This window comes from Streptomyces sp. NPDC002537 (assembly GCF_053594975.1).
In genome coordinates, this window is record NZ_JBSFWT010000066.1 from 20,344 (window position 1) to 42,287 (window position 21,944).

A 21,944-nucleotide genomic window follows, 5' to 3' on the forward strand; every position below is an offset into this window, starting at 1 on the left:
AACCGTCCCCGCTTCGTGCCGGGCGCCACACACTATGACGGACAACCAGGGCGAAATCTGACAGGCGCTCAGCCGCCCGACGTCGAGGCCACCCACGTCCGGTACAGCCGGGAGAAGGGCCCGGACGCGGCGATCAGGGTGCGCGGGGGGCCGTCCTCGACGATCCGGCCGCCGTCCATGACGAGGACGCGGTCGGCCGACAGCACGGTGGACAGCCGGTGCGCGATGATCAGCGCGGTGCGGCCCGCGAGCACCTTCGACAGGGCCACCCGGACCGCGCGCTCGGTCGGGATGTCCAGGCTCGACGTCGCCTCGTCGAGGAGCAGCACGGTGGGGTCGGCGAGGAACGCCCGGGTGAGGGCGACCATTTGGCGCTGTCCCGCGGAGAGCCTGCTGCCGCGCTTGCTGACCTGGGTGTCGTAGCCGTCGGGCAGCGCCTCGATGACCTCGTGGGCGTGCACGGCGGCCGCGGCGGCGCGGATGTCGTCCCGTGTGGCGTCCGGGCGGGCCAGGGCGACGTTCTCCGCGATGGTGCCCGTGAACAGGAAGTTCTCCTGTGTCACGAGGATGACTTCGCGGCGCAGCGCGGCGTCGGGGAGCTCGCGGAGGTCGACGCCGTCGAGGGTCACGGAGCCGGCGGTGGGGTCGTAGAAGCGGGCGACGAGCTTGGCGAGTGTCGACTTGCCCGCTCCGGTGGCGCCGACGACGGCCACGGTCTGCCCGGCGGGCACGGTCAGTTCGAGCCGTGGCACGACGAGGGGGCCGGTGGGGGTGTAGCGGAAGTCGACGGACCGGAAGTGGAGGCGGCCGCGTCCGGGGCGGTCGGCGGGCAGAGACGCCGGGGCGGCGGGCTCGGGTACGGAGGGTTCGACGGCGAGCAGTGCCGAGATCTTCTCCAGGGCGGTGCTCGCGGCGACGTAGAGGTTGGTGAAGTGCGCGAGTTCGTCCAAGGGGTCGTAGAACTTGCGGAGGTAGAGGACGAAGGCCGTGAGGATGCCGAGCCGGAGGCTGCCTTCCGACAGCCGCCAGCTGCCGATGGCCAGGACGAGGACCAGTGCGGTGTTGCCGACGAGGCGTACGCCGGAGGTGTAGCGGGCGACGACGCCGAGGGCCTCGGTCTGGGCGGCGAGGAAGTCCTCGTTGAGGGTGTTCATGCGGGCGGCCTTGCGGTGCTCGGCGCGGAAGGTCTGCACCGCCCGGATGCCGTTGAGGGTCTCGCCCAGCTCCGTGAGGATCTCGGCGACGGTGTTGCGGGCCCTGCGGTACGCGCGGCGGGAGCGCTCGCGGAACCACCGGGTCAGCAGGATCAGCGGGATGAAGGAGAGGAGCACCACCAGCGCCATCGGCAGGTCGAGCCACATCAGGAGCACGGCGATGCCCAGCACGGTGAGCAGGGAGGTGAGCAGGCCGTCCAGGCTGCCCTCGACCAGATCGCGCACGGCGTCGACGTCGGCGGTCAGCCGGGAGACGACGCGGCCGGAGGTGTACGCGTCGTGGAAGGCGACCGGGAGCCGCTGCGCCTGCCGGAAGATGCGCATCCGGAGGTCGAGCAGGACGGCCTGGCCGACGGCGCCGGACAGCCGGAAGAAGGCGTAGCGGGCCGCCGCGGACACCCCGGTGCACACGGCGAAGCCGGCGACGCACCACACCAGCGGCCCCGACCGGCCGGCGACCGCGCGCGGCACCCCGGTGTCGATGGCGCGGGCGATCAGCAGCGGTCCGGCGAGCTGGGCGGCGTTCTCCAGCACCAGCGCGGCCATGGCGACCGCCGTACGGATCAGCCAGGGGCGCATCAGGGAGGCGAACAGGCGCCGGGAGCGGGCGCGGACGCGGCGCTGGGTGGCCTTGTCGAGTACGGACGAGTCCTCGGCGGCGTCGAGGCCCGGACAGGGGTCGGGGGCCGGCGCGGGGGTGGCGCGGGAGGCTCCCGTGGAGCCCATGGAGATGGTCACCGCGGCGTCGCCTCCTGGTGCCAGGGCTCGGGTGCCGCCATGAGGGCCCGGTAGTGGGGGCAGGTCGTGAGCAGTTCGTGGTGGGTGCCGACGGCGGTGATCCGGCCGTCGGCGAGGACGGCGACCCGGTCGGCCATCCGGGCGGTGTTGGGGCGGTGGGCCACGACGAGGGCGGTCGCCTCGGTCAGCACACCGCGCAGCGCCTTCTCCACCTCGGCCTCGGTGTGCAGGTCGAGGGCGGAGAGGGGGTCGTCGAGGACAAGCAGGGCGGGCCTGCCGAGGACGGCCCTGGCCAGGGCCAGCCGCTGGCGCTGGCCGCCGGAGAGGGAGAGGCCCTGTTCGCCGATGCGGGTGTCCGCCCCATCCGGGCGGAGGGCGTCGGTGAACTCCTCGGCGGAGGCGATGCGGAGCGCCTCGCGGACCTCGGACCCGGGCGCGCCGGGGGCACCGAGGACGACGTTCTCCCGGATGCTCGCGGAGGAGAGCATCGCGTCCTCGAAGGCGCAGCCGATGTGGGCGCGCAGGTCGGCGAGGGGCAGGTCGCGCACGTCGGTGCCGTCGACGGTGACGCGGCCGGAGGTGACGTCGATGAGCCGGGGCACCAGGGCGGTCAGGGTGGTCTTGCCGGAGCCGGTGGCACCGACCAGGGCCATGGTCTCGCCGGGCCGTACTTCCAGGTCGATGCCGCGCAGCAGGGAGCGGGGGGCGCCGGGGTACCGGAAGTGGACGTTCTCGAAGCGGAGGTGGCCGCGCGCCGGGCGGGCCGCCGCGGCGGGGTGCGGTGGGTCGGTGATGGCCGGGACGCTGTCGCGGAGTTCCCAGTAGCGGTCGCAGGCCGACGCCGCGGTGCTGGTCTCGGACAGCGCCCAGCCGATGCACTCGGTGGGCCAGCGCAGGTAGGTGCTGATGGTGATGGCGGCGACGAGGTCCCCGAGGGTGAGGCTGTCGTGGATGATGCCCGCGGTGCCGACGGCGAGCAGCCCGGCGATGCCGAGTTCGGGGAGGATCAGGACGGCGGCGGACAGAGCCGCCATGATGCGGACGATGCGCAGCTCGCTGTCGCGCAGCAGGCGGGCCTGGTCGTGGAAGAGCCGGGTGCGGACCCGGGTGCGGCCGAAGGACTTCAGCAGCCGCATGCCGAGCATGGTCTCCTCGACGATGGTGGTGAGGTCGCCGGACTGGTCCTGGACGCGCCGGGCGACGAGCTTGTAGCGGGTCTCGTAGAAGTAGGAGACCAGCAACAGCGGTGCGGCGCTGCACAGTCCGACGAGGGCGAGCATGGGGGTGATGGTGAACAGCAGGACCAGGCCCACCACGAGGGTGACGGTGTTGACGACCAGGAAGAGCGCCGCGAAGGCCAGGTATTTGCGCAGTGTCACCAGGTCGTTGACGGCGCGGGACAGCAACTGGCCGGTCTGCCAGCGGTCGTGGAAGGCCACGGGCATGCGCAGCAGGTGTCCGAGGAGGTCGGCCCGCATCCGCGCCTCCACCAGGGCGGTGGGGCGGGCGACGAGTTTGCGGCGGGCGTAGAAGAGCAGGGCCTCCGCGCCGCCGAGCGCGGCGACGAGGAGGATCAGCCAGGGCAGCCGGCCGTAGTCCCGGGTGGTGAACGGGCCGTCGATGATCCGCTGGACCACCAGGGGGATGCCGAGCCCGCACAGCTGGGCGCCCAGGGTCGCGGCGACGGCGCCCGCGACGGGGCGCCGGACGGGTTTCAGGTACGGGGCGAGCCGCCGGAGCGAGGCGAGTGACGAACCTGGCCTGCGGGCGTTGTCGGGATCGGCGCTCATTGCTGGCTCCTCACGCTGCCTTTCGTCGTCCTCGAAGTCCTCGAAGTCCTCGACTGCCGTTTCTTCTCAACACGCGTACCGTTGACCGGACTTCACGGTTGCCGGTACCGCCCTCCGTGCTAGCCTGTTGCGAATTCCGCCGGAAATCCTCGTGTGCACGGACCCGTGCGCACAGAACGGGAGTCCCCCAGTGCCGGAAAGCCGTCCCACGGATCTCGCCGAAATCAATTCGGATGACATCTACGCAAAGCTCCGTAACGATCTGGATTTCTGGGAGCCATGGGTCCGCGGGGCGCTGGATTCCCTCGGTCTCGTGGCCCCCGGCACGCTGCGCATTCCCGGTGAGAGCACCAATCCGGTACTGCTCACCGATACCGGGCTGGCCGTCAAGCTCTACGGCGAGCACTGGTGCGGTCCGGAGAATCACGCCGCCGAGCTGGAGGCGTACGAGGTCCTGGCGGGCCACGGCCTGCCGATTCCGCGGTTAGTGGCGCGCGGGGAGCTGCGGCCCGGCGCGGGCGCCTGGCCATGGCCGTTCCTGGTGATGGAGACCGCCCCGGGGATCACCTGGCGGGAGGCCATGGCGACGGTGGACCGTCCCCGGCTGCTGTCTCTCGCCCGGCGTTTCGGTGCCGTACTGCGGCAGTTGCACGAGGTGCCGCTGACGGGTGCGGCCGCGCTGCGGCCGGAGTCGGACGTCTTCGCCGAGCTGCTGCGCGAGCGGCGGGAGGACACGGTGGAGGACCACCGGGAGTGGGGTTATCTGTCGCCCCGGCTGCTGGCGGACGTGCCGGACTTCCTGCCCGGGGTCGACGCCCTGCTGGCCGGGCGGGAGCCGGTCCTGGTGCACGGCGATCTGCACGGCACGAACCTCTTCGTCGACGCGGCGGCCGGGCGGATCAGCGGCCTGATCGACTTCACCGACGTCTACGCGGGCGATCCGCGGTACGGCCTGGTCCAGTTGCACCTCAACGCCTTCCGGGCCGACCGGGAGCTCCTCTCGGCGGCGCTGGAGGGCGCCGGATGGGAGGTGTCGGACGGCTTCGCGGAGGAGATGCTGCAGTTCACGTTCCTGCACGACTTCGACGTGCTGGAGGAGGTGCCCGCCGATCTCACCGGTGTCGAGGACATCGGCGAACTGGCCCGGCTGCTCTGGGGCGTGTGAGGGGGCGTGTGAGGGAAGGGCCGCGGGGCCCGTCACCGGGCCCTGCCCCGCCCGGACTCCCGGCGGAAGCGGAGGGCGTCCTCGATCATGCCGTCGAGGTCCGGCCGGGCCGGCTTCCAGCCGAGTTCGCGGCGGATGCGCTCGTTGGAGGCGACGAGCACGGCGGGGTCGCCGGGCCTCCTCGGCGCGTTCCGGGCGGGCACCGGGCGGCCCACGGCCCGGCCGGCGGCCGCCAGGACCTCGCGTACGGAGAAGCCGGTGCCGTTGCCCATGTTGTAGTTCCGGTGCTCGCCGGGGAGCACCCCGCGCAGCGCGGCCAGGTGTGCCTCCGCCACGTCCGCGACGTGGACGAAGTCGCGGACGCACGTGCCGTCGGGCGTCGGGTAGTCGTCGCCGAACACGGCGAACTCCGGCCGGTGGCCCAGCGCCGCGTCCAGGGCGAGCGGGATGATGTGGGTCTCGGGGGCATGCCGCTCGCCGAACCGGTCGACCGCTCCGGCCACGTTGAAGTAGCGCAGGCTCACCGAGGCGAGGCCGTGGGCGCGGGCGTAGGCGGCGAGGGCCAGGTCGACGGCGAGCTTGGAGTCGCCGTACGGGTTGGTGGGGACGGTGGGCGCGCTCTCCTCGATCGGGACGCGTTCCGGCTGCCCGTAGACGGCGGCGGTGGAGGAGAAGACCAGCCGCCCGGTCCCGGTGCGGAGCATGGCGTCGAGGAGCGTGAGCGTCTCGGTGGTGTTGCCGTGCCAGTAGCGCTCCGGGCGGCGCACCGAGTCGTCGATCAGGGCGCGGCCGGCCAGGTGGACGACGGCGTCGAAGCCCTCGCGCCCGCCGAGGATCTCGGCGGCCCGCCGCATCGTCCCCCGGACGAGGACGGCGCCTTGGGGGACCGCTTCGGCGAAGCCGGTCGACAGGTCGTCCAGGACCGTGACCCGGTGCCCTTCCTCGACCAGCCGGTGCGCGACGACACTGCCGATGTAGCCCGCGCCACCCGTCACCAGGATTCTCATCACCAACCGCCTTTCAGCAAGAGGTCGACCGCGGTCCACAGATCGGGGGCGACGAGGTCCGCCGCGGTGTCGCCGGGCGCCTCGGCGAGGCGCACGGTGCCGGTGCCCGCGGCGCGGCCGGCCAGGACGTCCGTCTCGGAGTCGCCGATCATGACCGTGTTCCGGAGCGTGATCCCCGGGAAGTCCTCGGCGGCCCGCGTGAGCAGGCCGGGGTGCGGTTTGCGGCAGCGGCAGTCCCCTTCCCCATGGGTGCAGCAATAGCAGGCGTCCAGAAAGGCGCCGGCGGCCCGCAGTAATTCCGTCAATCGGCGCTGTACGGCGTCCAGGTCGCGCTCGGACATGATTCCGCGGGCCACGCCGCGCTGATTCGTCACCAATATGGCGGGGCGTGTGCTCGCGTTGATGCGGCGTACCGCGGCGGCGGCTCCGGGCAGCAGGGCCAGTCGGTCCGGGGACATCACGTATTCGCCCGGCGGGGGCTTCTCGTTGAGTGTTCCGTCCCTGTCCAGAAAGAATGCGTCGGGCACCTCGGCGGTTCTCCTCGCACGGTTGCGCACTTCCGTACCGGTGTTTTTCACGTTACGGTCCTGTTCATTCGAAGTCGTCTGTTCTGGAAGGTGATACCGGAATGGGTCGGACGGATCGAGCACGGCCCCGGATTCTCTTCGCGTCGGCCAATGAATCGGCCCCCTGGGGCCCGAGCGAGACCAACTGGGCGCTGGCGGCCGGTCATTGGCTGCGGGACGGCGCCGAGATCCACGCAAGCGTCAAGGGCTGGGAGGAGGTCCCCGCCGAGCTGGCCGCCGTGGAGCGGGCCGGGTGCACGGTGCACCGCAGGTGGGATCCGCCGCCCCACGACCAGCGCCCCGTTCATGAACTCCCGTGGTCCGAGCGGCAGTCGAGCGTCCTGGAGAAGCTCCGCCCCGACTTCGTGGTGGTCTCCCAGGGGGACAACTACGAGGGCCTGGGCTGGATGGAGGAGTGCCTCCGGCGGGACGTGCCCTATGTGGCGTACGCCAACTCGGCCTCCGACTACGAGTGGTGCACCGACGACGTCGCCGAGCGGCTGGCCGTGGGCTACGGCGGGGCCCTCGCGTCCTTCTTCGTCTCGGAGGGGAACCGGCGGCTGACGGAGCGGCAGGTGGGCGGGCCGATCGCCAACGCCCGTGTGGTGCGCTGCCACTTCAAGGTCGACTACGCCGCCGCCCCGCCGTGGCCGGAGGGGGACGGCCGCATCCGGATGGCCTGCCTGGCCCGGCTGGACCCCAACGGCAAGGGCCACGACGTGCTCTTCGACGTGCTGGCGATGCCGAAGTGGCGGGAGCGGCCGCTGACCGTCTCGCTGTACGGGGCGGGGGCGCACGAGCGCGTGCTGCGGGCGCTGCGCGACCGGCTGGGGCTGGCCGATGTCGTCTTCGCCGGGTACGCCGACGACATCGAGAGCGTCTGGCGCACGCATCACGGCCTCGTCCTGTGTTCCCGCGCGGAGGGCCTGCCGACCGTGATCATCGAGGCGATGCTGTGCGGCAGGCCGGTGGTCGTCAGTGATGTGGCGGGCAACGCCGAGCTGTTGGAGGACGGTGTCACGGGGTTCGTGGCGGCGGCGCCCGCGGCCGCGTGCTTCGACGAGGCGCTGGAGCGGGCCTGGCAGCGGCGTGCCGAGTGGCGGGAGATCGGCCGCCTGGCCGCCGAGGCCGTCCGGCGGGAGATCCCGCCGGACCCCATCGCCCTGCTGGTGGAGCAGTTCAAGGAGCTCGCCGGGGTGTGAACGGCCCGTTCCCGGGCGGCGGTCGCCGCCCGGGAACGGGGCCGCCGGACGGTCCCGCGGCATCACGCCTCCCTCAGCCGCTCGGCGGCCGCCTCCGGCTCCAGCGGGGTGAAGTACATCCCGCTGCCCAGTTCGCCCGCCGCGATGAACCGGGGCACCCCGGGGGCCCGCCACACGGCGTTGATCTCCACGTAGAGGTGTGCCCAGGGCCAGGCGCGGCCGTCGGCGGGGCGCTGGTGGACCCAGAGGAAGTACGGGGCGGGCCGCCCGAACAGGCCGTCGATCCGGGCCAGTACGGTCCGCAGCAGCCGGGCCAGCGCCCGCCGTCCCTCCGGTCCCGCCTCCGGCAGGTCCGCGACGTGCCCGCGCGGCGCGAGCCGCAGGGCGTACGGGAACAGCGGCGCCTGCGGCACCCAGGCGAGCCAGTCGTCCTCCTCGGCGACCACCAGTGCCCCGGGCGGTGCCTCGCACAGCGCGCACCGTCCCAGCCTGCCGCCGCGGGCCAGCCGGGCGGCCGGGGCGTCGGGGACCTCGGCGAGCCCGAAGACCTGGCCGTGCGGGTGGTCCACGGTCGCCCCGGCGTCGGCGCCCCGGTTCTCGAACAGCAGCACATAGGCGACGTCGGGCCGGGAACCCAGCGCGAGGGTGCGGTCGTTCCACAGCTCGACGGCGGCCTCGGCCTGCGCGCCGCTCATGGTGCTCCACGACGCCTCGTGCTCCGGGCAGTACAGCAGCACCTCGCACCGCTGCCCGTCCAGCGCGGGCCAGCGGTTGGGTATCCGCCGGACCTCGTACGGCTCGGGGGCCTCCAGTCCGCCGGGGCAGAAGGGGCAGTCCGCACCGCGGTTGCGCGGCCTGCCCTGCCTGCCGCCGTTGACGACCACGCGGACGCCGGTGAGCGGGTCCGTCCGCAGCTCAGCCACCCGGGCCGTCCTTCGCGGCGGGGGTCGTGGGGTCAGCCATGGGCACGGACGGCCACCCGGATCGCGTCGCCGTCCGTCTCCTCCGCCAGCAGGAACGCCTTGCCCGCCTCCGCCAGGGGCAGTACGTCGGTGATGATGTCCTCGGTGCGCACGGCGCCACGGGCCAGCAGGTCGACGGCGCGGGGCATGAAGTTGCCCGGCCCCATCACGCCGATGGTCTCCATCAGCTTCAGCGTCCAGCCCGCCGACAGGAGGTCGACCCGCTTGCCCACCCGGTAGCCGATGATGCCCACCCGGCCGCCCGGCCGGACCAGTTCGACGGCGCGCTGGAGGGCCTCGGGTTCCCCGCAGGCGTCCAGGACGACGTCCGGGAGGCCCTCCGGGCCCACGGTGTCGATCCACTCGGCGACCTGGCCGGCGCCGGTGAGCACCGTTTCGGCGCCGAGCCGGCCCGCCACGGCGGCGCGGCCCTCGCGGGGGTCGACGGCCAGGACGGCGCGGGCGCCCGCCGCGCGGGCCGCCTGCAGCACGTTGAGGCCGATGCCGCCGCAGCCGACGACCGCGACCCGCTCCCCCGGCTCCAGCCGTACCCGGTGCAGCGCGTGCAGGGCGACGGACAGCGGCTCCGCCTGGGTCGCCGCCAGCAGGTCGAGGTGCTCGGGCAGCGGGATCAGGTTCTCGCCCGGCACGGCGATGAACTCGGCGCAGGCGCCGGGGTCGGTGAAGCCGAACTCCCGCAGCTGTGGACACATCACCCGCTGGTTCGCGCGGCACCACGGGCAGTGGCCGCAGGTCATCGCGATGTCACCGACCACATGGGCGCCGGGTGCCACGAGGGGGCTGCGGCTCTCGACGACGACGCCGCTCCACTCGTGCCCGGGGACGGCCGGGAAGGCGGAGCCGTGCCAGGCGTTGTTGAAGAGGGACACGTCGCTGCCGCAGATCGAGTTGTGGGCCACGCGGACCAGCGCCCAGCCCTCCGGCGGGCGGGGGTCGGGCACGGTCTCCACGGACAGGTCGCGGGGGCCGTTCAGCACGGCTGCCTTCATGGGCGGTGGCCTCTCTGGGAGTCGCTACGGGTCATCGGCGGGGGGAGCGCGCGGCGCTGTCCCGCAGGGACCGGGTGACGAAGTGGAAGATCACGCTGTGCATGGCCTCCGCCATGCCCACGTCCTTCGTGGGGGTGTTGACCTCCACGTCGGCCAGTTCGCGCAGCGTGCCCCCGGTGCCCGCGGTCACCGCCAGCACCCGAAGACCGGACTCCCCCGCCCAGCGGGCGGCGGCCACCACGTTGGGGCTGGTGCCGGAGCAGCTGATCGCCAGCAGCCGGTCGCCGGGCCTGGCCAGCAGCCGCAGCGGTTCGGCGAAGACCCGGTCGTAGCCGCAGTCGTTGCCGTAGGCGGTGAGCATGGACAGGTTGTCGGTCAGGGCGACGGCCCGCAGCGGCCGGGCGCCTTCGGTGTGGGTGCCCTTGAGGAGGTCCTGCGCGAGGTGGGAGGCGGCGGAGGCGCTGCCGCCGTTGCCCGCGAGGAAGACGGTGGCCCCGCTGTGCCGGACCTCGTCGAGCTCGGCTATCAGCTGCTGGACCTGGTCGCCCATGGCGTCGAGCAGGGGGCCCGCGGTGGCGAGGTACGCGCTCCACCGGCTCCCGGCCCGCGGGCCGTCGGAAGGTCCGGCGGGGGCGTCCGTCGCGAGGGAGTTCTGGGTCATCTCTGATCGCCTGCCATCGTGTCGGGGAATTCCGTACGGCGCCGGTGCCGGTCGGGTCAGGGCACGAAGTCCTCCTCCACGTCGTGGTCGACATAGCCCGCGCCGCGCAGGTCGCCGGTCTCCCCGTCGAGCTCGCGCCAGTCGGTGAGGAACGTCGGCCCGTAGCCGTAGGCCACCAGCAGCCGGTCGCCGGGGGTGCGCTTGCGCCGGGTGCCGTGCATCAGCGCCTCGTTGAGCAGCAGCATGTCCCCGGCGCGCACGAAGAGGTCGGAGAGGGTGGGGAAGCCCTCGTCGATCAGCGAGGCGCGCGCGCCGCGCTCGGCGCGCGGCCGCAGCAGGGGGAAGTTGGCCTTGTGCGAGCCCTGGATGTAGCAGAAGGAGCCGTCCTCGCGGGAGGCGATGTCGCTGAGATAGACGAGGGTCTTGACGTACGGGCAGTACAGCTTGCCGTCGTGGTAGGTGTGGGTGATGGACATGTCGCGGCCCACGGTCCCGCCGTCGAGGTCCAGCAGTTCGGCGTTGCCGCCGTGCAGGTAGAGCACGCTGTCGGGGCCGCGGCGCAGGCCGTAGCCCTCCAGCAGGCGCAGCGGCTGGTTGACGACGTCGCGGACGGGGCCGAGGAGGCGGGGGTCGAGGGCGAGCCGGGCGAAGAGGTCACCGGCCGCGGGGAGGTCCTCGAAGCGCTCGGTGTTGGCGAACCCGGAGTCGGCGGGGGTGATCCGGGCGAGCTCCGCGCGCATCCCGGTGACCTCGGCGGGGGTGAAGGCGCCGCGGCGCACGAGGAATCCGGTGGTGTCGAAGAGGTAGAGCTCCTCCGGTGACAGTGCGGTCATGACGGCGGGTCACCTCTTCCCTGCGGTGTGCAGCGCGGTGTCCAGCGCGGTGCGCAGCGCGTCGAGGACGGTGTCGGCGTCGTCCTCGCCCATGCGGGTGTGCAGCGGCAGGCAGATGTGGTGGGCGCAGAGCTCCTCGGCGACGGGGAAGCGGCCCGGGGGGATCCTGCCGTCGAAGGCGGGCTGTTCGCCCAGCGTCATCTCGTAGATCTCGCCGCCGAGTTGCACCCCGGCGTCCCTCATGCGGGCGCGCAGGGCCGCCCGGTCCACGGCGGGGTCGAGGGCGACGACGTACTTGTACCAGCTGGCCGGCGCGTGCTGCGGCAGGACGGGCCGGACGTACGGGAGGGTCCGCAGTCCGGCGGTGTAGCGCTGGGCGAGCCGGTCGCGGACCTTGAGGAACTCGTCGAGGCGGCGCAGCTGGGCGCGGCCGACGGCGGCGTGCAGTTCGCTCATGCGGGCGTTCTCGCCGAGGACGGTGTGGTGGCTGCGCCACTCCTCGGGTTTGCCGAGGTTGCGGTGGAGGCGTACGCGGGCGGCGAGTTCGTCGTCGTCGGTGGTGACCATGCCGCCTTCGGCGGAGGTGATGACCTTGGTGGCGAAGAAGGAGAACGCGCCGAGCTCGCCGAAGGTCCCGGCGTGGCGTCCGCCGAGGCGGCTGCCGTGGGCGTGGGCGCAGTCCTCGATCAGCCACAGGCCGCGTTCGGCGCACCAGTCGGTGATGGCGTCGGCGGCGGGGGTGATGATGCCGCCCATGTGGACGAGGAGGACGCCCTCGGTCGCGCCGGTGACGGCCTCGTCGAGGGTCCGGGGGCTGGGGGCGAGGGTGTCGGGCTCGACGTCGACGAGCCGTACGCGCAGTCCGGCGAGGAGGGGGGCGGCGGCCGAGGAGTAGAAGGAGTTGGCGGGGACCAGCACCTCGCCCGTCCCGCCGTCGCCCCGCTCGCCCGCGACGGCGCGGAGTCCGCAGACCAGGGCGGCGGTGCCGGAGGCGACGGCGACGGCGTGCCGGGCTCCGGTGTAGTCGGCCATCTCGGCCTCGAACGCGGCGACTTGGGCGCCCTGGGCGAGCTGTCCGGTTTCCAGGGAGGTGCGGACGGCGGCGAGGATCGTGCCGATGTCGGTGTCCGTGAAGTCGGGGCGCACCGGCACCACCCGGGGTGTCGTCATCGGCTGTTCGCCTCCGCCCGGGGGCCGCGGGCGGCGAGCTCCATGCGCAGCCCTTCGTCGATGCCGATCCTGGGGGTCCAGCCGAGTTGTTCGCGGGCCTTGGCGGTGGAGACGAGGCGCTGGGAGTAGACGAGTTCGCCGCGGCGGGTGGGCTCGTCGCGGTGGACGACGGGCACGCCGCCGAAGAGGGCGGAGACGCGTTCGGCGAGTTCGCGGGTGGTGAGGATCTCGGGGCCTTCCAGGTTGTAGACCTGGTTGGCGGCGGCCGGGGCGACGGCGCGGTGGAAGGCGTCGGCGAGGTCGTGGACGTGGAGGAAGGCGCGGCGTTCGGTGCCGTCGCCGAAGACGGTGAGCGGTTTGCCCTCGGCGGCCAGCCGCAGGAAGGCGGAGACGACGAGGCCCGGCCACATGCCCGGCCCGTAGACGGGGCTGTAGCGCAGCACGGTGGAGTCGAGGCCGCGCAGCCGCGCGTAGTCCCGGGCCAGCAGCTCCTTGGTGATCATCGAGGTGGTGTAGTAGTGGCCCGCGCCGGTGGGCAGGAAGGGTTCGTCCTCGTCGATGGCCTCGACGCGCATGGCGTTGTAGACCCAGCAGCTCCCGGCGATGACGACCCGGGAGGCGCCGGAGCCGGCGGCGGCGTCGAGGACGGCGGCGGTCCCGGTGACGTTGACGTCCATGGCGGTCACGGGGTCGGCGAGGACGGCCCTGGCGTCGGCGATCCCGGCCAGGTGCATGACGACGTCGGGCCGCCAGGAGGCGAAGAGGGCGGCGAGCTCGTCCTTGGCGGTGACCGACAGGGCCGTGCCGGGGTGGGGGTCGTCGGGCGTCCAGCGGGTGTCGACGACGTGGACCTCGTGTCCTTCCTCGTGGAACTTGTGGGCCACGTGCCGGCCGATGAAGCCGGATCCACCTGTCACCAGGCAACGCATTCAGGACCTCTTCCGGAGGCTGGGGGAAGGGAGCGGGGGGACGGGCAGCGCCGCGCAGCCGTCGTCCGCGTCCGGGGTGTTCTCCAGCAGGGTGAGGAAGCGCCGGTCGGCGAGCTCCTCGGTGCTGTGCTGCTGGGGGGCGCGGAAGTCGCGGCGGGTGCGCTGCTGGTGGGGCATGAGCCGGCCGACGCTGCCCATGCAGTTGCGGCAGGCCCGCAGGGGCTCGGGGCGCCGGAGGTGGTCCAGCAGCCGCCGGGCGAAGCCGGGGTCGTCGGCGAGCGGCAGGGCGTCGGCCCAGATGTCCTCGCGGTCGGCGATGACCTGGGGGATGAAGACGGACTGCGGGCAGGTGAAGAAGTGCCCCTCGTAGACGGTGTGGCAGCGCCAGACGTGGGCGATCTGGCAGGTCGCGTGGATGCGCCGGACGAGCTGTGCGTCGTCGGTGCCGTGCTCGGAGTAGGAGTAGCGGAAGTGGGAGTAGCGGGCGAGGGTCAGGGTGACGCCGTGGCCGGCCGCGCGGGCCTCGACGCGCGCCCGCTGTTCCTCGGGGAGCTCCTGGCCGGGGTAGACGGAGATCTCCACCTCGTCCACCGCCGCCCAGAAGTCGTCGCCCATGCGGGGCAGCAGGAGCCCGTTGGTGCAGACGAGGGTGCGGGGTGCGATGCCCGAGGCGCGGACGGAGTGCAGGATGTCCACGAGCCGGGGGTGCAGCAGCGGTTCGCCGCCGAGCACCTTGACGAACCGCGCCCGGAAGGAGCGGGCGAGGACGGTCAGGTCGCGGGCGATGGTCCCGGGGTCGGCCAGGGACCGCCTGAAGGCCGGTGAGAGGTGGCTGCAGGAGGCACAGCCGAGGTTGCAGTGGTAGGCGACGTTGATCTCGCAGCCTTCGGGGGTCTCGACCTTTCCGTTCACCATGCGATAGGTCATCGGGCTCTGCCTCCGTCTCGCTCGCTCAGTCCCGCCAGGAGAACGTCGCGTCGAAGGGGCGGGAGAAGTCGTTGGAGTAGCCGCCGAGGTGGTAGTGGAGCGTGGGTCTCCCGGTGCAGGAGACGGGTTCGCCGCGCGCGCGGAGGCTCATGGCGAGCTTGTCGTCCTCGCCGATGAGCCGTTCCTCGTCGCGGGCGTCGAAGTCGTCGGTGAAGGGCACTTCCAGCAGCAGGTCGCGGGCGAGCAGCCACTCCCCCGTGTCCACGGAGATCACCGGGTCGGGCTCCCCCGGCGGGTCGAGCCGGTCGCGGCGGACGCAGGTGCCGGGCTCCACGACCCCTTTGGCGCGCATGCGCGCGTACTCGGCGCGGCCTTCGGCGGGGTCGCGGGCCCATGGGTCGCGCTGTTCCAGGTAGGGGCTGCCGTCCTTGTTGAGCATCCTCAGGTGGGAGTGCACCGCGCGGTGCCCGGTGCGCCGGGCGCAGTCCAGGAGGCTGTCGAGGTGGTCGGGGCGCCAGGTGTTGTCGTCGTCGAGGAAGGCGATCCAGGGTGCCTCGCTGATCCGTACGGCCATGTTGCGCAGCCTGGACGAGCGGCCGGGGCCGGACACGTCGCGGGGTCCCCGGCCGGCGAGGACCCAGCGGACGTTGCCGGGCAGTGGCCCGCGCTCCCGCAGGGACCGGTAGGAGTCGTCGCAGTCGTCGAGCACGACGAGGTGTTCGAAGGCCGCGTCGAGCTTCTGCTCCTGGACGCTGCGGACGGCACGGGCCAGGAGCGCGGGCCGGGTGCGGGTGATGGTGACGACGGTGACCAGCACGGGGGGAGCCGCCCTTCGTACGTGCGGATTCGTGCGTGCGGAGGGGACGTGTGCGCGGGAAGTCCGGGGAGAGGCGTGCGTTCAGAGCGGGACATGCACCGCCTCGCTGCCGCTGTCGGTGAACCGGAAGGGCAGGGCGCGCAGCCCGGCATCGTCCATGGCCCGGCGCACCTCCGCCCGGTGGCGGGGGTCGCACACCAGCAGCAGGAAGCCGCCGCCGCCCGAGCCGAGCAGCTTCCCGCCCGCCGCGCCGGCCTCGACGGCGCGGTCGTGCAGGGCCTGGAGCTGCGGGCTGCTCACCCGTGAGCCGAGTTTCGACTTGAGGTTCCAGTGTTCCTCGACGAGCCCGGCGACCCCGTCGACGTCGCCCGTGCGCAGGCGGTCGGCCATCTCATCGGCGATACGGCGGATCGCGTGCAGCCGGGTGAGGGAGTCGCTGTGGCCTTCGAGGGTGCGCCGGTTCTGTTCGGCGAGGACGTCACCGGCGTCCCGGCTGATGCCGGTGTGGAAGAGCAGCAGCCGTTCCTCCAGCTCCGCGCGGACCCGGGGGACGAGTTCGAGGGGCTCGGGGTCGACGTGGCCGGACGGGTGGAAGCGCAGCAGCCGGATTCCTCCGTACGCGGCGAGATAGTGGTCCTGTTTGCCGACAGCGCGCCCGAGGTCCTCGATCTCCACCCGGCTCGCGGTCTCGGCCAGTTCGCGGGCCGGGGCGGGTCGGGGGTGCGCGGCGGCGTGCAGCAGGGACACGGCGAAGGCCGCGGAGCCGCCGAGCCCGCTGCCCGGTGGCACGTCGCCGAAGACGGCGACCTGCCGGTCGCGGTGCAGCCCGGCACGCAGCAGGCAGGCCCGGGTCATGCTGTTGGGGTGGTCGGCGGCGGAGTCGTACAGCTCGTACGAGTCGGTGGCGGCCCGCAGTCGCCCGGAGAACTCCCGGGGGAAGACGGTGACACCGACGTAGCGGTCGATGGCACAGCCGATGACCAGGCCGCCGAAGCGGGTGGAATAGCTGGGGATGTCCGTGCCGCCCCCGGCGAGCGAGATGCGCAGCGGGGAGCGGGCGGTGACGACGGCCGGGCGGGCCGGGTCCGTCGCCGGGTCCATCGCCGGGGGCGGCACGGGGGCGTACGGCAGGGACCGCGTTCCGGTCGCGGGCCCGTACTCCTTCTGAAGGTCCATCACCAATGCCTTCGATAGCGGAGTTCAGGCCCGGGAGAGCTGCGCCCTGGCCTTCTCGACAGCCGTGGCGATCAGGTCCATGCGCTCGGGCGGGGCGAGGAACATGCGGTGCGGCAGGACGACCGCGTTCTCCCCCTCGACCTCGGCGACGGGCAGCGAAAAGCGGGACGGGTCCAGTTCGCGGGCGCGCCGCGGGTCGACCGCGGGCCTGGTCCAGCCGGAGGCCAGCGGCTGGTAGAGGACGTTGTCGCTGAGCGCCGAGTCGATGGGTTCGACGTGCACGCCGAGGTGCTGCGACATGACGGCCGCGACCGCGTTCTTGGCGCCGTGCCCGAAGACCGCGGGGTCCAGCCGGACGCAGTACTGGTAGGCGGCGTCCTCGGTGAGCGCGGCCGGGCGGGCGAGCGGGGTCACGCCGTCGATGTCGGCGAGCAGTTCGTCCAGCCGCCGCATCGACACGCGTCTGCGGGCGTTCTCCTCGTCGAGGCGGGCGAGCCCGTCCAGCACGACGGCCGCGTTGAACTCGCTCATGCAGTAGTTGTATCCCTGCACGCCGGGGAGCTCCTCCAGCTCCAGCTCGCCGAGCGGGGCGCCTTCCCGCCGCCTGCGTCCGTCGACGCGTTTGCGGTAGAGCCGGTTGTGGATCTCGGGGTCGGAGGTGACGGCCACGCCGCCCTCGCCGGAGGTGAGCAGCTTGGTCTGCTGGAGGCTGAAGGCCGCCGCGTCGCCGAACGCCCCGAGTCTGCGGCCGCGCCAGGTGGCGCCGTGCACGTGGGAGCAGTCCTCCAGCAGGGCCACGCCGTGCCTGCGGCTCAGCGCGGTGAATCCGTCGAGGTCCGCGGCCGAGCCGTAGAGGTGGACGACCATGATCGCCCGGGTGCGTTCGGTGAGCGCAGCCTCGGCGGCCGCCACGGACATGCACAGGGTGTCCGGCTCGACGTCGACGAGGACCGGCACCGCGCCGACGCGGAGCACGGACGAGGCACAGGCCACCCAGGTCAGGCCGGGCACGAGGACCTCGTCCCCGGCGCCGACGCCCAGCGCCTCCAGGGTGATCGTCAGGGCCGCGGAGCCGTTGCAGGTGGGAACGGCGTAGGCGGTGCCGGTGAACGCGGCGAACGCGTCGGCGAAGGCCTGCTCGAACGACGGGGTGCCGGTGTAGGCACCGCTCACCGCCCATCGGCCGGATCGCAACGCGGTGAGCAGACGCTCTTCGGTGGTTGCCGTGAAGGTGGGCCAGGTCGGCCAGGCGGGCTCTTCGGGGGACTGTTTCCCGCCGTGGGATAAGTGTCCCTCACTCTGCGCTTGCGTCTTCAAACTCCGGACCTCCGTGCTCACGAGACCACAGCGCGGGCAGTGCCTCTGGGGCTGCGGTCGGAAGGGGGTGTGCCACGGGTCTCACGCGAGTACGCGCGCCTTGCACCGCCCGTCGTAGCGGACGGCATGATTCGGGAGCCTACGCCATCGACTGATGCCAGTGTCAACCATACGATCCGTCAACTTCACGCCACTCGCGGGTACTTGCTGGTACTTGCGGGTACGGGGGAACGGCCGGCCGGACCGGCAGGATAGCCCGCCGAGCAAGCCCCCCCCCCGGAGGTCGTCCCATGCTCCCCCGCCGACCCGGCGAGGGTCACCAGCGGGTCGAACTCCTTGGGGCGCAGGTGCACTTCGTGCCGGCCGCCGGGCCCGTGACGACCGCCGGGCGGCGCGGGTGGGCGAGGAGCCGGGCGAGGAGACCGGTGAGCCGGAACGGCTTGGTGGGGTGGTCGTCGGCACCGGCGCCGAGCGCCACGCCATGGAGCGTGCCCCGCGCGAGCTCAAGGCCGCCGACGGCAGGCTCCCCGCCCCGAGCCGGGCAGTACGGACGTCGCGTCCTGCCTGGAGCTCCTCAACGCTTCCCTGGCCCGGAACAACTGATACCGATCGCGCCAACGCCGGGTGCCCGTGCACCCGGCGTGTTCCTCTGTGTCCCCACTGATTTCCGCCATTACCGTGTTTCTCTGTGCGTTCTTCCTTGCTCTCGGGCCTTGCGCCGCCCCACGAAAATCAGAACAAGGCCTCGAACGCAATAAAGGACCCGTCAAAGGAGTGCGCCCGCGCGTCAGGAGCGCGCTAAGGGGGCTCGCCACAGCCCGTTGCCTGGCGCTTCGCTACGGGTGGCTCAAATGATTCGGTCCACCGCTCACGGAACAACGGGGTGCATCGCTCATGGCGGACTTGGCATTCATCGGACTCAGCGTCTTCGCGTTCGTCCTCCTCCACCTGGTCGTCAAGGGGGTCGAACGCCTGTGAGCGCGGAAAACGTCGTGGGCCTGATCGTGGCCGTGGCCCTGGTGGGCTATCTGGTGTTCTGTCTCCTCTTCCCCGAGAGGTTCTGATGAACGGTACTCTCGCGGGCTGGCTGCAGATCCTCGCGCTGGTGGGCGCTCTCGCCCTCTCCTACCGGCCGCTGGGCGACCACATCGCCCGCTGCCTCACCACCTCCCGGCACCTGCGCGCCGAGCGGTTCGTCTACCGCGCGGGCGGGGTGGGCGCGGACACCGACCAGACCTGGGCGGGCTATCTGCGCAGCGTGCTGGCGTTCTCGCTGGTGTCGGTGGTCTTCCTCTACGGGTTCCAGCGGGTGCAGGACCGGCTGCTGCTGTCGCTGGGCATGAAGCCCGTCAGCCCGGACCAGGCGTTCAACACGGCGGCCTCGTTCGTCACCAACACCAACTGGCAGTCGTACTCGGGCGAGTCGACCATGGGTCATCTGGTGCAGATGGCCGGGCTGGCCGTGCAGAACTTCGTGTCGGCGGCGGTGGGCATCGCCGTCGTGGCCACCCTCATCCGGGGGTTCACCCGCAAGCAGACCGACCGCGTCGGCAACTTCTGGGTCGACCTGACCCGCATCGTGCTGCGCGTGCTGCTGCCCGTCGCCTTCGTCTTCGCGGTCGTGCTGCTGGCGGCCGGGGTGATCCAGAACTTCCACGGCGTCCAGGACATCACCACGGTCGCGGGCGGCCACCAGGGCATCACCGGCGGCCCGGTCGCCTCGCAGGAGGCCATCAAGGAACTCGGCACCAACGGCGGCGGCTTCTACAACGCCAACTCCTCCCACCCCTTCGAGAATCCCACCGCCTTCACCAACCTCCTGGAGATCTACCTGCTCCTGGTGATCTCCTTCTCGCTGCCGCGCGCCTTCGGCACGATGGTCGGCGACCGGCGGCAGGGCTACGCGGTGCTGGCCGTCATGGGGCTGCTCTGGGCGGCCTCGGTCGCCGTGGTGACGGCGAACGAGCTGCACAGCGTGAGCAGCCCGGCCGGACACGCGGCGGGCGGCATGATGGAGGGCAAGGAGCAGCGGTTCGGCGTCTGGGCCTCCGCCCTGTTCGCCGTGTCCACCACGCTCACCTCGTGCGGCGCCGTCAACTCGGCCCACGACTCCTACACTCCGGGCGGCGGCGGGCTGCTGATCTTCAACATGATGCTGGGCGAGATCGCCCCCGGCGGCACCGGCTCCGGCCTGTACGGCATTCTCGTGCTCGCGATCGTCGCGGTGTTCGTGGCCGGGCTGATGGTGGGCCGTACGCCCGAGTACCTGGGCAAGAAGCTCGGCAGCCGGGAGATGAAGTTCGCCTCGCTGTACATCCTCACCACCCCGGCCATCGTCCTGGTGGCGTGCGGCATCGCCATGGCGCTGCCCGGGGAACGGGCGGCCATGACGGCCTCCGGTCCGCACGGCTTCTCCGAGATGCTGTACGCCTTCACCTCCGCGGCCAACAACAACGGATCCGCCTTCGCCGGCCTGCAGACCAACACCGTCTGGTACAACACGGCCCTCGGACTGGTCATGGTCTTCGGCCGGTTCCTGCCGATGGTGTTCGTCCTGGCCCTGGCCGGGACACTCGCCGGGCAGCGCCCGGTGCCCGTCACGGCGGGCACGCTGCCCACGCACCGGCCGCAGTTCGTCGGACTGCTGACGGGCGTGATCCTCATCGTCGTCGGCCTCACCTATTTCCCGGCGCTGGCGCTGGGGCCGCTCGCGGAAGGACTGCGCTGATGCCCGCTCACCCGGCCGTTCCCTCTCCCTCGTCCGTCGGGCACGGGCCGCACCGCGTCTCCGGCGGCCTGCTGGACCCCCGGCAGCTCGTCACCTCCTTCCCCGCGGCGGTGCGCAAGCTCGACCCGCGCCTGATGGCCCACAACCCGGTCATGTTCGTCGTCGAGGTGGGGGCGGTGCTCACCACTCTCTCCGCGATCGACAAACCCGGTGTGTTCGCCTGGGTGATCACGGCGTGGCTGTGGCTGACCACGGTCTTCGCCAATCTCTCGGAGGCCGTCGCCGAGGGCCGGGGCAAGGCCCAGGCGGAGACCCTGCGCCGGACGCGCACCCACACCACGGCCCGCCGCGCCATGGACTGGCGGCCCGGCGCGGACCCCGTCCACGAGGAGGAGGTGCCCGCCGCGGAACTGCGGCTGGGCGACCACGTCCTGGTCGAGGCCGGGCAGATCATCCCCGGTGACGGGGACGTCGTCGAAGGCGTCGCGAGCGTGGACGAGTCCGCGATCACGGGCGAGTCCGCGCCGGTGATCCGGGAGTCCGGCGGCGACCGGTCGGCCGTCACCGGCGGCACCAAGGTGCTGTCCGACCGCATCGTCGTGCGGATCACCTCCAGGCCGGGCGAGACCTTCATCGACCGGATGATCGCGCTGGTGGAGGGCGCCGCCCGGCAGAAGACGCCCAACGAGATCGCGCTCAACATCCTGCTCGCCTCCCTGACCGTCGTGTTCCTGATCGCGGTCGTCACGCTCCAGCCGTTCGCGATCTTCGCGGGCGCGGAGCAGAGCCTCGTCATCCTCGTCGCGCTCGTGGTCGCCCTGATCCCGACCACCATCGGCGCGCTGCTCTCCGCGATCGGCATCGCGGGCATGGACCGGCTCGTGCAGCGCAATGTCCTGGCGATGTCCGGACGCGCGGTGGAAGCCGCGGGCGACGTCAACACCCTTCTCCTCGACAAGACCGGCACCATCACCCTCGGCAACCGCCAGGCGGCCGAGTTCCTCCCCGTCGGCGGGGTGGGCGCCGACGAACTCGCGGACGCCGCCCAGCTCTCCTCGCTCGCCGACGAGACGCCCGAGGGCCGCTCCGTCGTCGTCCTCGCCAAGGAGAAGTACGCCCTGCGGGCCCGTACGGAAGGCGAGTTGGAACAGGCCACGTTCGTGCCGTTCACCGCGCAGACCCGGATGAGCGGGGTGGACGTGGACGACCGCAAGGTGCGCAAGGGCGCGGCCGGTGCCGTCACGGGGTGGGTGACCGCCGCGGGCGGCACGGTCGGTGACGACGTGCACGAGACGGTCGGGCGGATCTCGCAGCACGGCGGCACGCCGCTCGTGGTCGCCGTGCACGATCCCGAAGGGGCCCGTGTCCTGGGCGTGATCCACCTCAAGGACGTCGTCAAGGAGGGCATCAGGGAGCGCTTCCAGGAACTGCGCCGCATGGGCATCAGGACCGTCATGATCACGGGTGACAACCCGCTGACGGCCAGGGCCATCGCCGAGGAGGCGGGTGTCGACGACTTCCTCGCCGAGGCCACGCCCGAGGACAAGATGGCACTGATCAAACGGGAGCAGGCGGGCGGCAAGCTCGTCGCGATGACCGGCGACGGCACCAACGACGCCCCGGCCCTCGCCCAGGCCGACGTCGGCGTCGCCATGAACACCGGCACCTCCGCCGCCAAGGAGGCCGGGAACATGGTCGACCTGGACTCCAACCCCACCAAGCTCATCGAGAT

20 protein-coding genes are annotated in these 21,944 nt (G+C 72.4%); 5 read left to right on the forward strand and 15 right to left on the reverse strand.

All coding sequences use genetic code 11. The annotated features are described in order from the left end of the window. Window positions 1-68: 68 nt before the first annotated feature. A complete protein-coding gene (locus ACWD4A_RS25755; protein WP_451197549.1) occupies window positions 69-1,940 on the reverse strand; it encodes an ABC transporter ATP-binding protein in 1,872 nt (623 codons plus the stop codon). Window positions 1,941-1,948: 8 nt separating this feature from the next. Further along, on the reverse strand, window positions 1,949-3,742 hold the full coding sequence (locus ACWD4A_RS25760; RefSeq protein WP_451197525.1) for an ABC transporter ATP-binding protein: 1,794 nt from the start codon (window positions 3,740-3,742) through the stop codon (window positions 1,949-1,951). A gap of 190 nt (window positions 3,743-3,932) precedes the next feature. Between ACWD4A_RS25760 and ACWD4A_RS25765 the strand changes: the two genes are divergently transcribed. Further along, window positions 3,933-4,907 (forward strand): phosphotransferase family protein, encoded by a 975-nt coding sequence (locus ACWD4A_RS25765; protein ID WP_451197526.1) that lies wholly within the window; start codon window positions 3,933-3,935, stop codon window positions 4,905-4,907. A gap of 32 nt (window positions 4,908-4,939) precedes the next feature. On the opposite strand, the gene galE is transcribed toward ACWD4A_RS25765, so the two are convergent. Continuing rightward, complete coding sequence (gene galE, locus ACWD4A_RS25770; RefSeq protein WP_451197527.1) at window positions 4,940-5,914, reverse strand: UDP-glucose 4-epimerase GalE; 975 nt, start codon at window positions 5,912-5,914, stop codon at window positions 4,940-4,942. Next, window positions 5,914-6,564, reverse strand: coding sequence for a D-glycero-alpha-D-manno-heptose-1,7-bisphosphate 7-phosphatase (locus ACWD4A_RS25775; protein WP_451197529.1), 651 nt, complete (start codon window positions 6,562-6,564; stop codon window positions 5,914-5,916). The genes galE and ACWD4A_RS25775 overlap by 1 nt, the downstream gene beginning before the upstream one ends. On the opposite strand from ACWD4A_RS25775, the gene ACWD4A_RS25780 reads away from it, so the two are divergent. Continuing rightward, entirely contained in the window at window positions 6,543-7,682 is a 1,140-nt protein-coding gene (locus ACWD4A_RS25780; RefSeq protein ID WP_451197530.1) for a glycosyltransferase family 4 protein, read from the forward strand. The two genes, ACWD4A_RS25775 and ACWD4A_RS25780, sit on opposite strands and share 22 nt — an antisense overlap. Before the next feature lie 62 nt (window positions 7,683-7,744). On the opposite strand, the gene ACWD4A_RS25785 is transcribed toward ACWD4A_RS25780, so the two are convergent. The 11 genes from ACWD4A_RS25785 to ACWD4A_RS25835 form a co-directional block, all read right to left on the reverse strand. Beyond that, the gene (locus tag ACWD4A_RS25785) at window positions 7,745-8,605 is read right to left on the reverse strand and encodes a galactose-1-phosphate uridylyltransferase (RefSeq protein WP_451197531.1); all 861 of its coding nucleotides are present in this window, start codon (window positions 8,603-8,605) and stop codon (window positions 7,745-7,747) included. 32 nt (window positions 8,606-8,637) lie between these two features. Next, window positions 8,638-9,654 carry a zinc-dependent alcohol dehydrogenase gene (locus ACWD4A_RS25790; protein WP_451197532.1) on the reverse strand — a complete coding sequence of 339 codons (1,017 nt, stop codon included), beginning with the start codon at window positions 9,652-9,654 and terminating at the stop codon, window positions 8,638-8,640. A gap of 31 nt (window positions 9,655-9,685) precedes the next feature. Next, window positions 9,686-10,315 carry an SIS domain-containing protein gene (locus ACWD4A_RS25795; protein WP_451197533.1) on the reverse strand — a complete coding sequence of 210 codons (630 nt, stop codon included), beginning with the start codon at window positions 10,313-10,315 and terminating at the stop codon, window positions 9,686-9,688. Window positions 10,316-10,371: 56 nt separating this feature from the next. Continuing rightward, window positions 10,372-11,148, reverse strand: a complete 777-nt coding sequence (locus ACWD4A_RS25800) for a phytanoyl-CoA dioxygenase family protein (RefSeq protein ID WP_451197534.1) — start codon at window positions 11,146-11,148, stop codon at window positions 10,372-10,374. 9 nt (window positions 11,149-11,157) lie between these two features. Beyond that, window positions 11,158-12,318 carry a DegT/DnrJ/EryC1/StrS family aminotransferase gene (locus ACWD4A_RS25805; protein ID WP_451197536.1) on the reverse strand — a complete coding sequence of 387 codons (1,161 nt, stop codon included), beginning with the start codon at window positions 12,316-12,318 and terminating at the stop codon, window positions 11,158-11,160. Then, complete coding sequence (locus ACWD4A_RS25810) at window positions 12,315-13,235, reverse strand: NAD-dependent epimerase/dehydratase family protein (protein ID WP_451197538.1); 921 nt, start codon at window positions 13,233-13,235, stop codon at window positions 12,315-12,317. The genes ACWD4A_RS25805 and ACWD4A_RS25810 overlap by 4 nt, the downstream gene beginning before the upstream one ends. Before the next feature lie 12 nt (window positions 13,236-13,247). Next, complete coding sequence (locus ACWD4A_RS25815) at window positions 13,248-14,174, reverse strand: radical SAM protein (RefSeq protein ID WP_451197539.1); 927 nt, start codon at window positions 14,172-14,174, stop codon at window positions 13,248-13,250. Window positions 14,175-14,199: 25 nt separating this feature from the next. Further along, entirely contained in the window at window positions 14,200-14,991 is a 792-nt protein-coding gene (locus ACWD4A_RS25820) for a glycosyltransferase family 2 protein (protein ID WP_451197540.1), read from the reverse strand. 81 nt (window positions 14,992-15,072) lie between these two features. Beyond that, complete coding sequence (locus tag ACWD4A_RS25825) at window positions 15,073-16,167, reverse strand: GHMP family kinase ATP-binding protein (protein ID WP_451197541.1); 1,095 nt, start codon at window positions 16,165-16,167, stop codon at window positions 15,073-15,075. A 24-nt stretch (window positions 16,168-16,191) separates the two neighbouring features. Continuing rightward, window positions 16,192-17,505 (reverse strand): DegT/DnrJ/EryC1/StrS family aminotransferase, encoded by a 1,314-nt coding sequence (locus ACWD4A_RS25830; RefSeq protein ID WP_451197542.1) that lies wholly within the window; start codon window positions 17,503-17,505, stop codon window positions 16,192-16,194. 295 nt (window positions 17,506-17,800) lie between these two features. Continuing rightward, on the reverse strand, window positions 17,801-17,962 hold the full coding sequence (locus ACWD4A_RS25835; RefSeq protein WP_451197543.1) for a hypothetical protein: 162 nt from the start codon (window positions 17,960-17,962) through the stop codon (window positions 17,801-17,803). Between the two features lie 496 nt (window positions 17,963-18,458). On the opposite strand from ACWD4A_RS25835, the gene kdpF reads away from it, so the two are divergent. The 3 genes from kdpF to kdpB all read left to right on the forward strand — a co-directional run. After that, window positions 18,459-18,548 (forward strand): K(+)-transporting ATPase subunit F, encoded by a 90-nt coding sequence (gene kdpF, locus ACWD4A_RS25840; RefSeq protein WP_451197544.1) that lies wholly within the window; start codon window positions 18,459-18,461, stop codon window positions 18,546-18,548. After that, a complete protein-coding gene (kdpA, locus tag ACWD4A_RS25845) occupies window positions 18,548-20,212 on the forward strand; it encodes a potassium-transporting ATPase subunit KdpA (RefSeq protein ID WP_451197546.1) in 1,665 nt (554 codons plus the stop codon). The genes kdpF and kdpA overlap by 1 nt, the downstream gene beginning before the upstream one ends. Continuing rightward, the coding region (kdpB, locus tag ACWD4A_RS25850) for a potassium-transporting ATPase subunit KdpB (RefSeq protein ID WP_451197547.1) at window positions 20,212-21,944 on the forward strand (1,733 nt) is incomplete at its 3' end. The genes kdpA and kdpB, both read left to right, overlap by 1 nt.

Bases quoted from the DNA above. Each gene is read 5' to 3' on its own strand.
- ACWD4A_RS25805 (WP_451197536.1), bottom strand. From the start codon at position 12,318: ATGACGACACCCCGGGTGGTGCCGGTGCGCCCCGACTTCACGGACACC.
- ACWD4A_RS25800 (WP_451197534.1), bottom strand. From the start codon at position 11,148: ATGACCGCACTGTCACCGGAGGAGCTCTACCTCTTCGACACCACCGGA.
- kdpA (WP_451197546.1), top strand. From the start codon at position 18,548: ATGAACGGTACTCTCGCGGGCTGGCTGCAGATCCTCGCGCTGGTGGGC.
- ACWD4A_RS25760 (WP_451197525.1), bottom strand. From the start codon at position 3,742: ATGAGCGCCGATCCCGACAACGCCCGCAGGCCAGGTTCGTCACTCGCC.
- ACWD4A_RS25755 (WP_451197549.1), bottom strand. From the start codon at position 1,940: ATGGGCTCCACGGGAGCCTCCCGCGCCACCCCCGCGCCGGCCCCCGAC.
- ACWD4A_RS25790 (WP_451197532.1), bottom strand. From the start codon at position 9,654: ATGAAGGCAGCCGTGCTGAACGGCCCCCGCGACCTGTCCGTGGAGACC.
- ACWD4A_RS25825 (WP_451197541.1), bottom strand. From the start codon at position 16,167: ATGGACCTTCAGAAGGAGTACGGGCCCGCGACCGGAACGCGGTCCCTG.
- ACWD4A_RS25795 (WP_451197533.1), bottom strand. From the start codon at position 10,315: ATGACCCAGAACTCCCTCGCGACGGACGCCCCCGCCGGACCTTCCGAC.
- ACWD4A_RS25780 (WP_451197530.1), top strand. From the start codon at position 6,543: ATGGGTCGGACGGATCGAGCACGGCCCCGGATTCTCTTCGCGTCGGCC.
- galE (WP_451197527.1), bottom strand. From the start codon at position 5,914: ATGAGAATCCTGGTGACGGGTGGCGCGGGCTACATCGGCAGTGTCGTC.
- ACWD4A_RS25815 (WP_451197539.1), bottom strand. From the start codon at position 14,174: ATGACCTATCGCATGGTGAACGGAAAGGTCGAGACCCCCGAAGGCTGC.